Genomic DNA, 12,402 nt, shown 5'->3' on the forward strand with positions numbered 1-12,402 from the left:
TGCAAGAGTATCAATGGGATAGTTTCAAAATACGTGGTTTTATCATTCCTATCCTCGGTTATAAAGTTAGGATTTCCGAAGAAATCCCTTGTTTTTTCACACATTAGTGCATATAACAAAATTTGTCGCGCTACTGCGTTAGTTTAAGTGTAAATCTTCACAAACTCATAAAAATTTTGACATAAATATCCAATTAAGATGAAGGAAATTTAATCAGAAATAGGTAGGTGTTACCATATTATTTTACTACAAATCAACCTTTTCCTTTAACATAGCCAAAATAAAAAAAGACTGATATTTTAATCAATCAGTCTTTTTTTATTTTTAGTTTAGGAAACGCTTTAGTAAGATACCTTCTTATTTGGTTAGATAACAGCTACCTTTATAGGTTGTGGTGCGCATCATGTAATGTGTGACCATTTTTTCTATATAAAGATTTACTTGGCATGAGATGACACCAATTAATTGCGCAATTTTTGGAGAATCATAAGATCAAGGTCGCAAATCGCAAGTTCCGATGCCACGCACAATATTATCAAGCATATGTGCAACATTGTTTAAATTATGTCCCACAGAAAGTTTGGTAAGTATCGTTTGACTGCTCAGGCAGTGTGGAGTAAGCAGCCTGTTCTGGAGAATGTGCGAAGGGATTTGAAAGAACCTCGAGTAGCCGCTCCATCACACTAAAGTCTCCTTGCTCCGCAGCAGCTAGCGCTTCTTCCACTCGATGGTTACGAGGTATTATCGCTGGATTACTGTCCTGCATTAACTGATATGCATAGTCTTTCGATTCCTGTTGTCTACTTAATCTCGTTTGCCATTGTTCATGCCAATTAGAAAATTCTTTCTTGCCGGACAAAACTGTATCCTCTAGTTTATTAAAAGTTAATGAGCGGAATGTATTTGTGTAATCCGCACGATATTTTTGCATCAAACTAAGAAGTTCTTCAATAAGTGATTCATCCTGCATCTCTTCAGTAAATAAACCTAGTTTTGATTTCATTCCTGCTAGCCAATTGGAATGAAATAACTTCGGATATTCTTGAATTGCATCTTGAGCAAGTTTTAAAGCTTCTTCCTCGTTATCATGTAACAGGGGCAATAGGCTTTCAGCAAAACGCGCCAAATTCCATCCACCTATTTGCGGCTGATTGCCATATGCATAACGCCCTTGAACATCAATGGAACTGAATACGCTTGCCGGGTCATAGGCATCCATGAAGGCGCATGGTCCATAGTCAATAGTTTCTCCGCTAATGCTCATGTTGTCGGTGTTCATCACCCCGTGAATAAAGCCAACTAACTGCCATTTGGCAATTAACATCGCTTGACGCTTGATCACTTCCTTAAGCATAGATAGATAGTGATCCGCAGCAGAGGAAAACTCCGAAAAATGTCGTTGTAATGTATAATTAGCTAACACCCGAAGATCTTCTATCGTGCCCCATTGTGCAGCATATTGAAAGGTGCCGACGCGCAAATGACTAGCAGCTACACGAGTCAGAATTGCTCCTGGAAGGTCAGTTTCGCGGATGACAGGTTCACCCGTCGTAACTACTGCTAGGCTTCGGGTAGTAGGTATTCCAAATCCATGCATTGCTTCACTAATGATGTACTCTCGTAGCATCGGTCCTAGTGCAGCTCTGCCATCTCCTCCTCGTGAATATGGGGTTCTTCCTGCTCCCTTAAGCTGAATATCTACACGCGCATTAGTAGGCGTGATCTGCTCGCCAAGTAAAATGGCCCGACCGTCTCCTAACATATTGAAATGACCGAATTGATGTCCTGCATAAGCTTGAGCAAGCGGCGAGGCACCCTCAGGAATCCGGTTTCCTGCAAGAACTGCTACACCATCGTCACTTTGAAGTGCCTCGTTGTTCAACCCTATAGAACTTGCCAGTTTATCATTCAATATAACCAACTTTGATGCATGCACAGGGTTAAGGTTAAGGCTTGTAAAGAATGGATCTGGTAGACGGGCATAACTGTTATCGAAATTCCATCCTGTTTCTGTTTCTTTTTCATTTCTTTTTGTCATTGGATCACCTTTTCCTATTGCCTATATTTTCTCTATTATATTAAAACAAAGTTTCTACAAATTTATTATACCCTTTGATACCAATATACATCCTTTTTTTATCCGCTATTTCCCAACTGTAAATCTAAGTATTACCAAGTAATCCGTGGCGTGCACTACTATAGATGAATACTCACTTTCCGCATACTCAATAAATCCCACTTGTTTTTTATTTCCAACTAATTGTACATATCTAAAGCCTACTTCAAGTCTATCATTCAGCCATTTGCTTTTATTCATATATCCATCCGATTTCTTTTTACTTCTAAGGCAATAACTGCCAATACCTTCTAATAGATTAGTGTTTAAATCGATCAATAGAATATCAGATAACAAAAGTACCTCACTTTTTCTCTTGGTTTTCTATATAGCATAAAGCTCCAGAACAATACTGAATTATTTCTGATTTAATTTTTCTATGTTGTTGTTTATTTTCATAAGCAGGTTAATGACGATCGTCAATAAAATAATGAAAATAATTGCAATTAAAATACCTGCTCCTTCATAGCCAACAAACGCAATTATTCCTCCAAAAACTAAAAATCCAATAAAGCCGAATGCAATTGCAGTAGTTAAATTTAAAATAAATTTCAAGTAATCACCCCTTTTTTTCAACTTCTCTTAAAATATATGGAACAGAATTTCTGTCCATTAGTAATCCTTCAAATCCACTTGAGATATGTATATTTTTTTCTGATTGTTTTAGATCTATCCAAGTTACTTCCTCAATTACTTCTGGCAAAGATATTTCTATTTTTCCACCGATTATCTTTCCGACAAAAGTAAAGAAGATAGCGGGATGTCCCGTTTCCTCTTTCACTTCACACATGGCACCTTCTATAAGCGTTTCTCCCTTTTCCACAGCCCGACCTGGAGGCGTATAGTAAGAGGACCCTGTACATTTGTTTTTTACCATTAATACATTCTGTTCAAGTTCATCAATCAGAAGAACATATCCAACATCTACTCTTTTCCTTTATGCTAATCCTCCTTTCATACAATAAAAAAAGAGCCGACTTAACAGCTCAAGATTTTCAATTGAACCCTTAATCGCTTTGTCCCCTACAAAATCTTAATATCGATTCTGCTTGATCTTTGTCTTGAAGTCGTCTTAATTTCTGTTTTCTGTTATTTCTTCTGAAGAATAAAGAATGGGCTATTTCAAAGTCGGTATCTTGAGAATGTGTGAAGAACAATACTATAATTAACAACTTCGACTTCCTCTTCAAAATACCTGCTTTCCAAATATTAAAGGAGACGCATAAGAATCGCTAATTAAATGGTGTTTAGACAAATGATAGAAACTTTGTTTCAAGATCTACACTATCAAAACATGACACTGACAGATAACATAATCGATAACACCAAAAAGAATGTAAGAACGGCACCAAGCAATTTTTGATTGTGATAATTTTTATTTTCCTTCATTTTTTCTAATAACCTAACAAAATTCAGAAACCATAAAACTGCAAGGATGGGTCCTATAAATAGTATATACAACGAGAGCAACTCCTTTCTAATTTTAACTACCCTTCGTTCATGAGAATAGATTTTAAAATAACATAGTTTTCATTAAAAAATTGCTGGTACTTTTTTTTTTCACGTTTTTTACACCAACCAAATGAATTAAATGCATCGGTAAAACGATAAAATGGTAATACCACTTCTAAATCTATTAGTGGACGATTTTTTTTGTAACCCATTTGATATGTTTCTAGTGTCCTTGAATTTTTCATAAAAATATCACGATTAATTTTTGTAAAATCCATTTCCGTCGAACCAACGCGGGCACTTTCAAAATCAACGATACCTGACACTTGATTATTTTGGAAAATTATATTTGCTGAACGAAAATCCATTTGTATAAATCTCGGTCCATCTGGATGAGGAAGGGATACTTCAGGAATATGTTGGAGTTGTTGAACTTGATGGTAATCTCCAAGTATAAGTTTAGCGAATGTAGAACAGAGAATAAATCAATTTATCTCTTAACTCCGAATCAATTGATCCTATATTGTTTAATATTTTTTCTAATATTTCGTTAAAATCCAAATGAAAGGTTTCATTTAAATTGAGTTCACTTATCTCTTTAAGTCCTATTTTTAAATCCATTTTATATCCTTTGATATTATTTTTCTTCAGTCCATTGCCTTCCTTGAAAGGTGGGGTTTAATTTGATGACAATATACGACTAAAATCCCTCCATTGATAGACTAAAAGATTAATGTCAGTTCCTGCGATTCTAACCTTGTCAGATTGAAGCAATTCAGCTCCAACAGCTTCGTAAAAATTTTTAGACTTATTGTTCTCTAAAACCTCAACAAAAATTGTACTAAATTGCAGTTTTTCACAAGCTGCAAACAATTTTTGAAGCAGTTTCTTTCCAATACCTATTCCTTGATATGTTTCAAGAATATAAATAGTAGTCAAATTCCCTGAGTTTTCAACGTTATTATTTTCTCTTATTCCACCATCCGTAAATCCTACAATTTGTCCTTCATCGTCTTCTGCAACAAATACATTATTTCCTTCTCTTGAAATATTCTTTATCCATAATTCCGTTCTTTGCTCGTAAGATAGTATTTCTAAATAATCATTCGGCATAATATTTTGATAGGAAGTTCTCCAACAGTCTACATGAACTTTTGCAATACCAGCTGCATCGTCCAACTTTGCCTCTCGTATCTTCAAAACAATCTCCCCCTGGAAATTTATCTATCACTTGGTTCTTTAACAATAGTAGAAACACTAGTAATTCGAAATTTTTAACTCACCGGACCATATATAGCTATTAATTTTCCAGTGTATGCATCCAGTGCAAGAGTGGGTTCTAAATCTTGATATTTTATCGTTAATTCACATTGTTGTTTATTTACTAATTTGTTCAAGAATCCTGCTTGTGGTGTTAGCTGAACTTGGATATTTTCTAGCGGGATGTCCTTTAACTCCACATATGGAAATTTCCATTCTTCAGGTGGTTTTTGTAGAATTTCAATTGCTTTTATTGTCACTTCATTGGCAGTCATAATTGGCATTTGATAATAATAGGAAAATAGTATACCAACGCTAACAACTAATCCCCAAAAAATCTTTTTCACTAGGACACCCCTATCAATTCTTCTTTCTTGTCGCTTTTATCGTATATCATTTAACACGAACTTCGTTTGTCATAAAACCACTCGATACTAAATCTTTACGTCGATACACACATAGCACGACACCAATTAAGAATGCGTTAAACAAAGTAGGCATTAATCCGTAACTCATAAATGGCAAAGACATTGCAATTAAAGGGAAAAACCCTAGTGTCATAGCGATATTAGTAAATAGCTGTACAGTATAAAGCGCAACCGCGCCGATAAGAAGAAGCTTCCCGTATGAATAATGTATTTTACGAGTGATTACAACAATTCTTGCGATAAATAATGAAAGGATTACTACGAGTGCAATCCCAAACAGCCAACCAAAATAGGAAGTAAGATTTGCAAAAACAAAGTTAGTATGAGCAGCCGGAATAAAGTCATTTGTCATAGAGTTTCCAAACCAGCCTGCTTTAGATAGTAGCTCTTTTAGGAGCAATATCATATAGCCCTCACTATCTGGATATCGTTCAGGATTTAAAAATGCCAACAAGCTGGATTTCTGGTAAGGAGCAGAAACTTGCCATAACATGATACTCAAAATTAAAAACAAACTAATGATTACTCCTAATGTCGATAAAATTGTTTTTGAACTAAATTGACCCCAACAAAACATGACAATTACCATTACACCATATATGTAAACTGTAGAAACACTAGGTATAGTAAAGATAAAATAACTAGAGATAAAAAACAAAATGCTCAAATGCCACATCTTCAACTTTTTATCGTTGAAAAAAGATGCCCAAGCAAGAAAAAAGAATGGGATAGCCATCAAACTGTCAATTGTTAAAGGCCCAATTTGTAAAAGGGGAAGCCCATTTATAAAATGCGTTGGAAAAAATCTTAATACTAAGAGAATAAGCATTCCCATTACGTAAAACAGCCAGCCGCGCTTTTCTAACTTTCGAAAATCAATCAACATCATTCCAAATGCTACAATCACACCAAGAATAACAAATATAGCTTTATGGGTTGAATCATATCTCATATTCATCGAATCATTATTAAAATTATTTCCAAGGGATAGTATCGGTAAAAAACTTAAGCCCAAAGTGATTACCAATAAAATAACCATCAACCAGTCTACTTTCGTTCTATGAAGCTTGTTAAGTCTTTGACCAAGTGTTACTGGACTTCCCATTTGCTCCACTGACTTTACTTCTGCATCTGCTTCCTTTAATCCTTTTTTGATCCATTCATTTTTTACTTCCTTTATATGATGACTAAGTTCAGCCAAAACAAATTCCTTTGCTTCTTTTGAAAGGATTTGATTTTGTACTTCTCTTAAATAAGATTGACTACTATTTTTCACTTAAATTTTACTCCTCTACTAATTTTTTGAAAGAAAAGGTTTTAGTTGTAGATTGTTTTTCAGATTTTCTTAATAGTTTTGTTCCTTTATTGTTTAATCGATAATATTTCACATTTGAGTCGTTCCAGCTAGATTGTAAGTAACCATCTTGCTCTAACTGATGCAACAATGTGTAGACAATCCCTTCATTTTCTTCAAATTTACGCATTCCTCTTCCTCGTAAAAGCTTTACTAATTCGTAACCTGTTTTCTCTTGAACAAGAAGCTGCAAGGCTGCTAAAAAAATTGCCTCTTCATTTTCTGCATTAAACATTCTTTCTTGAATTGCTTTGCGATGTCTTTCCGTAAAATTCAACTTAGAAAATGATGTTTTATCCATTGATTTTTTTAAACATTTTAAACGCTCATCCATTACTGATCCTCCAATCTTTCTTCCAAAATTTCTTTGGCACGTCTGAGCCTCGTTTTAACTGTGTTCATACTAACTTCAGTTAGTACTGCTATTTCTTTGATGAGTAATTCCTCGTAGTAAAAGAGATAGATTACTTCACGGTATTTAATAGGTAATGTCATTAACGCAGAAACTAATTGATCATCCGCTTCTTTTTGAATAATTACATCTGCAACCATTTCTTTCATTGTTTTTATGTCTGTATTATCTTCGGCAATGATCACATGCTTGTTATACCAGCTCTTCAGGAAATCCTTGGAATGATTTATAGCAATTCGCCACAACCATGTTTTTAACTTGGATTTCCCTTTGAATGTATGAAGTGACTTATAAAACTTCACAAATATATCCTGCGTCAAGTCTTCCGCTACTTCTTTGTTATTTACGTACGAATAGACAAGCCTTAATATATCCTGACCATATTTGTTCATCATCTCATTCATTAGCGCTTCCTGATCTTCTACTTCAAATGCTTCCTCTAACATTTTTTCCACATTATCCCTCCTCCCTTTTTATTAGACGATGTACCCTATTAGAAGGTTTTTTATTTGCATTAGTTTTCTTAAAGTATTCCCATAAAAATATCCTCTTCATGTAGTTGTGGATCACACCATAAAAACATGGTTGTTTACACTTCTCTACCTAAAGAGGATAAAAATAAATATGATTGTAGATTGGACATTAATGAGAATTAAATATTCACAGATTACTTGGTATTTCAAAACTGCGAAGAAATTCTTCGAAATATAATCTTGGTAGTGACTGATTATCTTTTTGCAATTGACTTTTTGCAACTGCCACTATATTCAATTTGGGAACAACGAAAATATATTGACCATAAATGCCATTAGCATAAAAATAATCAATCGGATTTTGAGTATTACTGCTATTACATGTCCAAAATTGATAGCCATACCCGAATGTACCATATTCTCCATTACCAACTTCTTGTTGCGGAGACTGGGATTTTGTAATCCAATTTGATGAAATTACTTGTTTAGAAGCATATCTTCCATACTTTAAAAGTAACAATCCAATTTTCATCATGTCCTCCATATTCATGGAAATGCTGAAACCACCACCGTTAATACCTTGTGGATCCTTAACCCATGTATACTTTTTTATTCCCAATGGAGCGAACAGATTTTCCTCAGCAAAGACAGCTGTAGGAATTCCCGTAATTTTTATTAATAATAGCACTTAGCAAATGTGAGTCCCCAGAATTGTACTGAAATATTTCTCCTGGATTATGTATAATCGGCTGTTCTAATATAAAATTCACCCAGTTTTTCGATCCTTGAAATTTTTTCACCTGAAACCCCGAGGTCATTGTTAGGAGATGAAAAATTGTAATTTCTTTTTTCCTTTTTTCACTGGATTTTATTAATTCCGGAAAATAGTTATAAATAGGAGAATGGATATCTTGAATCAAGCCTTTGTCAATCATTATACCAATCAAAATAGAGACAATACTTTTCGTAATAGAATAGACTTTAGACGGCTTTTCTTTCACTTTCTTATTCTTTAGGTATTCAAAAACATTTTTTTCCCCTTGATTAATAATAAAACCTTCAATTTTTACACTTTTAAGCTTCTTTTCTAATATATGCATTACATTTTTATCCATATCCTTTGACTCCCCAATCAATAGTAAAGATGGCTAGACTTTTTATACTAGCAAATATTTTCTAGTATTAGAATCTAGATTTTATTTTTAATATCGTTGAAAACTCATACATAATAATAAAGCCTAGTAAACTGTTATATACTCTTTCGCATCCGTAAAGCATAGAGAAAAGTCCGAATCAAAATGAAGATTGGAGAAATCAACGAAATAATTAATAGTCCATTAATAATTATTGGTATAAGGTTTATGTCAAATGCTTGATTGTTCGAAAATTGAATCCATATGGCAAAAAGCCATATAGCAAGTAAATAACTAATCAATATTGAACTCGCGATGATTACTTTTCTCACTTGTGCCTTCATTTCTGTCGAATTATACGTAAAACGTGGTTTCATCTCCCTTGATGTATACTCTTTTTCCCAAATTGAGTAATTGATTAACCAAGAAGGCGATGTGAATCTTAGCGTCCAGCCTGCATTTTTATGGAAGTCGAAATACTCTGGGTCCCTCTTCCATTGAAAGTCTTGCACATAGGAGACAAGTTTTGGTGTATCTTTTTCGAAAATGAATGCTGACCAATTTTTATTTACACGAACAAGATGATTCCCCTCTTCAGCCATCTTACTTAACCAGTTTTCTAGTAGATCTGGTGCATACACCCAACCAAATCGCCATTTTGAAAACGTTCCCTCATTAGATTCACCCTTTACAACTACACTACTAAAAAATTTACGCTGGAATGCTCGCAATTTTCGTGTCATGTAAAAGGTGAAAATAATAACTCCAATAACTTGTATAAAGTATAGAATTGTAAGAGACCACAACGGACTTGCTACTAAATTTCCTTTGCCTGGTGCAAAAAAAGCTGTAAGCATACCAATAATAAATGAAAACAGTTGAATTACATATAGATATGAAAGCACTGTCATTAGAAGTAAATGAACTCTATTTCTCTTCATTATTCCTTCTCGTGAAGGATAAGCTCGAATAGTCTCTCTACCATTTCGAACAAATTTCCAATTTCCTTTTACTAAAGAATCTTCCCACCCAGAATCAACTAAGCCACTTGGTAAGCTATTTTTAGATTTATCAAATATGATTTGATACTCCAATTGCTTAGTATCTGTTTCTTCAAATACAAACACTCTGGAAAACAGCTTTACATCAACTAATCTTTTTCCATTTGATTCATTTGAGGATAACCAACATTCTGTCTTCTCCACATCAAAACTCCAAAATGGCCTCCACCTTTTGATCATTCGAATTCCTCCTCATACTTTAAAGCATTTGTATGTAGTTCCTTCAATCTGCTTATTTCATGGCGTATTAATGTCTTCCCTATTTCTGAAATCTCATAAATTATTTTTCGACGTTCATCTGCATACACTTTTACAATGTAATCCCGTTGCATTTTTTTCAAAGTACCATAAATCGTACCAGATCCAAGAACTAGCCTACCTTGTGTAATTTCTCCCACATGTTTTATTATTCCATAACCATGCCTTGGTTCAGATAGAGATAATAATATATAAAAGGCAGTTTCCGTCATAGGAATATAGGATGCGATAGTCTTTTCAACTGTCAACCAGATCACTTCCTTTCTATGAATTCGGTATGTCACAACTCTATTATATCACGTCGTGACATACACAGTCATTTAATTCAGAAAAATGAAAAATATACTAACATCCTTTAAGTGCATACTATCTTTACTATTTCCTAAGTGCTTTGGACGAAACATTGGCTACACTATTACCATTAAAGTAATCGATCGTGAAGTGGCTGCGCTACTTCACGATCGATTTTTTTGGGTAATCTTGTGGAGGTTGTTTGTTTATCTAACTTGAGAAATAAAAACAATACTACTGGAGGCTATCATATATGAGAAAAATTATGTCTCTTGTTTTATCATTGGCTTTCATGTCTGCCATTCTTTTACATGCGTTCTCTTATATAAAACTGGTATTGCCGCTGCTATTAGGATCATACCCATAAAAGCGGGTGCACCATGACCAAATGATACATAGATTTGCCCTCCAATGATTGGCCCAATTATTCTTGCTAAAGCCTGAATAGATTGGCTAGCTCCTTGAACTCTTCCTTGTTCACTAGAGTCAACAGACTTGGAGAGCATCCCATTGAATGAAGGCCCAAAGATCGAATCACCAAAACCAAATATAAACATTCCTGCGATAAAAAGAGGATAGAATGAGAACAAAGCAGATAGCGCAATAAGACTGTATCCTATAATCTCCGATATCATTCCAAGAATTGCTATTTGTTTTTCACTAAGTTTTTTCAAAAGCTTTGGCATTATGAAACCTTGTGAAATGATGTCTTGGAAGCCCATAATTGAAAACATAAGTCCGATTAGTGTAGGCTTCCAACTGAAAGCATCCATTGTAAATTGTGAAAAAACTGCCTGTAAAGATCCGTTGGGTATCCAAAGCAAGAATGCTGAGACAAGTAGTCTTTTTAAGTTTTTCATGGAAAGTACGTTTGAAAGCTGTGTAAATGCATTCAGCCTTGCAAAGGTAATCTCTTTCAGTCTATTATTCTTGTCAAGGCTTTCAGGCATATATACGATTCCATAAACAACATTCAATAGAGTTATTATTGCTCCAACATACATGGGTGCAGAATAACCAAACTTGGCAAGTAATCCTCCTAGAGTTGGGCCAATGACAGTGCCTACACCTATAACCGCACTCACCCATCCAAAGTATTTGGTTCTCTGTTCTGGAGGAATGATGTCTGCAAAATATGCGAAGATAGTTCCTATGCTCCCGCCTGCTATACCTTCTATTATGCGCCCAGCAAATAATACCCATAGAGCTCCTCCTATGCCAAAAACTAAGTACCCGATTGCGGAACCTAAAAGGCAGACTAAGAGCAATGGACGACGACCATATTTGTCGCTCAAAGCTCCAAGAGCGGGGGCCGCAAAAAACACGCAAATTGCATAAATAGAGGTCAACAGCGTAACAACTATAGCCTGTTCTCCCGGATTACTTGTATAAGGCTGCACTAAGAATGGGACGACAGGTAATATGATACTGAAGCTTATTCCGCAAAGAAACACAGAGATAAGACCGAATATTAAAGCATGTTTATCTATGGTTTGTTCTGTGTTTTGTTCATTGTGTAATCTGAATATGGACATTTAAATTCTCTCCTCGATTTTTTGTTTCCTAGTCAATAAAATAATAACCCCTATTTGTTTCCTAGTCAACAAATTTACAACAAAAAAAATGCAGCCTATTCTCAATAGAGTTGGGCTGCCTGTGGTTTCTTTATTCAAATTTATCACGACTTAATATCTATACCCTGTTTCTTTATTTCTGCATCCAAATGCTTGCTATACTTTTTCACAAAGCTAAGCACGCTGTCAAATTGTTCCTCGGTTACCTGCTCAAATATAGCTTTATCCCGCTCTTGAAACTCTTTATGCAGGTCCTCATGGATTTTATCAATTGCCTTCCCTTGCTCAGTAAGCCTAAAATAGACTTCTTTCTTATTATCCGACTTCTGGTAGCTTTCGATAAGACCTTTTTTTATGAGCTTCTTAGTCATTTTACTTATGGCACCGCGAGTCATATAAAAGGACTCCGCAAGTTTTGTCACGTTGGAATCTACATTTCTTTCAATGTATTCGATGCAATGTACTTCAGAAGACTTAAAACCCTTAAGACTGTCTTCCATCTTATCTTTATTAAGCCAAACCATCTTGTTATATAAGTCCCTGAAACCCATTATGACCTGTTCTTCTTTGTTCATGGCCTGTCCTCCCAC

General features: G+C 34.8%; 15 protein-coding genes and 1 pseudogene. All 16 read right to left on the reverse strand.

Annotation, left to right across the window (positions count from 1 at the left end; all coding sequences use genetic code 11):
• Nucleotides 1-562: 562 nt before the first annotated feature.
• The gene (locus PB01_RS11255; RefSeq protein WP_151700282.1) at nucleotides 563-2,038 is read right to left on the reverse strand and encodes a protein adenylyltransferase SelO; all 1,476 of its coding nucleotides are present in this window, start codon (nucleotides 2,036-2,038) and stop codon (nucleotides 563-565) included.
• Nucleotides 2,039-2,143: 105 nt separating this feature from the next.
• On the reverse strand, nucleotides 2,144-2,413 hold the full coding sequence (locus PB01_RS11260; RefSeq protein ID WP_151700283.1) for a hypothetical protein: 270 nt from the start codon (nucleotides 2,411-2,413) through the stop codon (nucleotides 2,144-2,146).
• A gap of 60 nt (nucleotides 2,414-2,473) precedes the next feature.
• The gene (locus tag PB01_RS11265; protein WP_151700284.1) at nucleotides 2,474-2,671 is read right to left on the reverse strand and encodes a hypothetical protein; all 198 of its coding nucleotides are present in this window, start codon (nucleotides 2,669-2,671) and stop codon (nucleotides 2,474-2,476) included.
• A 4-nt stretch (nucleotides 2,672-2,675) separates the two neighbouring features.
• Nucleotides 2,676-3,035: pseudogene (locus tag PB01_RS11270) on the reverse strand (NUDIX hydrolase); the annotation flags it as partial.
• 568 nt (nucleotides 3,036-3,603) lie between these two features.
• The gene (locus PB01_RS11275; protein WP_318837554.1) at nucleotides 3,604-4,050 is read right to left on the reverse strand and encodes a phosphotransferase; all 447 of its coding nucleotides are present in this window, start codon (nucleotides 4,048-4,050) and stop codon (nucleotides 3,604-3,606) included.
• A gap of 196 nt (nucleotides 4,051-4,246) precedes the next feature.
• Nucleotides 4,247-4,768 carry a GNAT family N-acetyltransferase gene (locus PB01_RS11280; RefSeq protein WP_151700287.1) on the reverse strand — a complete coding sequence of 174 codons (522 nt, stop codon included), beginning with the start codon at nucleotides 4,766-4,768 and terminating at the stop codon, nucleotides 4,247-4,249.
• Nucleotides 4,769-4,842: 74 nt separating this feature from the next.
• Nucleotides 4,843-5,175: a hypothetical protein gene (locus PB01_RS11285; protein WP_151700288.1), complete on the reverse strand. Its 333-nt coding sequence runs from the start codon at nucleotides 5,173-5,175 to the stop codon at nucleotides 4,843-4,845.
• Nucleotides 5,176-5,221: 46 nt separating this feature from the next.
• A complete protein-coding gene (locus PB01_RS11290; protein ID WP_151700289.1) occupies nucleotides 5,222-6,532 on the reverse strand; it encodes an FtsW/RodA/SpoVE family cell cycle protein in 1,311 nt (436 codons plus the stop codon).
• 7 nt (nucleotides 6,533-6,539) lie between these two features.
• Nucleotides 6,540-6,944, reverse strand: a complete 405-nt coding sequence (locus PB01_RS11295) for a PadR family transcriptional regulator (protein ID WP_151700290.1) — start codon at nucleotides 6,942-6,944, stop codon at nucleotides 6,540-6,542.
• Complete coding sequence (locus PB01_RS11300) at nucleotides 6,944-7,477, reverse strand: sigma-70 family RNA polymerase sigma factor (RefSeq protein ID WP_151700291.1); 534 nt, start codon at nucleotides 7,475-7,477, stop codon at nucleotides 6,944-6,946. Before PB01_RS11300 ends, PB01_RS11295 begins: the two co-directional genes overlap by 1 nt.
• Nucleotides 7,478-7,682: 205 nt before the next feature.
• Nucleotides 7,683-8,183, reverse strand: a complete 501-nt coding sequence (locus PB01_RS21650) for a serine hydrolase (protein WP_151700292.1) — start codon at nucleotides 8,181-8,183, stop codon at nucleotides 7,683-7,685.
• Entirely contained in the window at nucleotides 8,134-8,610 is a 477-nt protein-coding gene (locus tag PB01_RS21655; RefSeq protein WP_151700293.1) for a serine hydrolase domain-containing protein, read from the reverse strand. Before PB01_RS21655 ends, PB01_RS21650 begins: the two co-directional genes overlap by 50 nt.
• Before the next feature lie 134 nt (nucleotides 8,611-8,744).
• Nucleotides 8,745-9,869 carry a DUF2812 domain-containing protein gene (locus PB01_RS11315; RefSeq protein WP_151700294.1) on the reverse strand — a complete coding sequence of 375 codons (1,125 nt, stop codon included), beginning with the start codon at nucleotides 9,867-9,869 and terminating at the stop codon, nucleotides 8,745-8,747.
• Nucleotides 9,866-10,159: a PadR family transcriptional regulator gene (locus tag PB01_RS11320; protein ID WP_151702039.1), complete on the reverse strand. Its 294-nt coding sequence runs from the start codon at nucleotides 10,157-10,159 to the stop codon at nucleotides 9,866-9,868. Before PB01_RS11320 ends, PB01_RS11315 begins: the two co-directional genes overlap by 4 nt.
• A 369-nt stretch (nucleotides 10,160-10,528) precedes the next feature.
• The gene (locus PB01_RS11325) at nucleotides 10,529-11,773 is read right to left on the reverse strand and encodes an MFS transporter (RefSeq protein WP_151700295.1); all 1,245 of its coding nucleotides are present in this window, start codon (nucleotides 11,771-11,773) and stop codon (nucleotides 10,529-10,531) included.
• Nucleotides 11,774-11,916: 143 nt separating this feature from the next.
• Nucleotides 11,917-12,387, reverse strand: coding sequence for a MarR family transcriptional regulator (locus tag PB01_RS11330; RefSeq protein ID WP_151700296.1), 471 nt, complete (start codon nucleotides 12,385-12,387; stop codon nucleotides 11,917-11,919).
• Nucleotides 12,388-12,402: the final 15 nt, after the last annotated feature.

The organism is Psychrobacillus glaciei (assembly GCF_008973485.1).
In the GTDB taxonomy this organism is placed as follows: domain Bacteria; phylum Bacillota; class Bacilli; order Bacillales_A; family Planococcaceae; genus Psychrobacillus; species Psychrobacillus glaciei.

Bases quoted from the DNA above. Each gene is read 5' to 3' on its own strand.
- PB01_RS11315 (WP_151700294.1), bottom strand. From the start codon at position 9,869: ATGATCAAAAGGTGGAGGCCATTTTGGAGTTTTGATGTGGAGAAGACA.
- PB01_RS21655 (WP_151700293.1), bottom strand. From the start codon at position 8,610: ATGGATAAAAATGTAATGCATATATTAGAAAAGAAGCTTAAAAGTGTA.
- PB01_RS11320 (WP_151702039.1), bottom strand. From the start codon at position 10,159: ATGACGGAAACTGCCTTTTATATATTATTATCTCTATCTGAACCAAGG.
- PB01_RS11325 (WP_151700295.1), bottom strand. From the start codon at position 11,773: ATGTCCATATTCAGATTACACAATGAACAAAACACAGAACAAACCATA.
- PB01_RS11330 (WP_151700296.1), bottom strand. From the start codon at position 12,387: ATGAACAAAGAAGAACAGGTCATAATGGGTTTCAGGGACTTATATAAC.
- PB01_RS11295 (WP_151700290.1), bottom strand. From the start codon at position 6,944: ATGGATGAGCGTTTAAAATGTTTAAAAAAATCAATGGATAAAACATCA.
- PB01_RS11255 (WP_151700282.1), bottom strand. From the start codon at position 2,038: ATGACAAAAAGAAATGAAAAAGAAACAGAAACAGGATGGAATTTCGAT.